The sequence below is a fragment of the Pseudomonas sp. 910_21 genome (assembly GCF_052850735.1).
Genome location: NZ_VXCY01000040.1, coordinates 1 through 418 on the forward strand (window position 1 = coordinate 1; position 418 = coordinate 418).

1 protein-coding gene is annotated in these 418 nt (G+C 63.6%); it reads left to right on the forward strand.

Annotated features, from left to right (window positions below; all coding sequences use genetic code 11):
* Positions 1–418, forward strand: a 418-nt coding sequence (locus FW796_RS31885; protein WP_446440710.1) for a contractile injection system protein, VgrG/Pvc8 family, incomplete at both ends; no start/stop codon positions are given.

Genomic DNA, 418 nt, shown 5'->3' on the forward strand with positions numbered 1-418 from the left:
TTCCGTCGGCCAACCCTTCACTCAGAACCGCCTGCTGGGCCATCGTCGCGATGCCCGTGTCGCGACGGTGGAAGGGGATGATCCGCGGCTGATTCCAGGGTTTTCCTTCCAACTGACCGGGCACCCCCGGGGCGACTTCAACCGCTGGTGGCGCTCGGTGCGCATCATCCACAAAGGGATACAGCACGCCAGCCAGCAGGAAGAGGCCGCTGGCGCCGAGATGGGGGTGAGTTACGACTTCCGCGCCCAGATCATTGCCGAGGACTGCGAATGGCGGCCGATGCCACTGCCCAAGCCGGTCATTGACGGGCCGCAGATAGCCACGGTGGTGGGCCCGGAAGGCGAGGAAATCCACACCGATGAATATGGCCGGGTAAAAATTCAGTTCCCCTGGGACCGCGAGGGCAAGAACAACGGA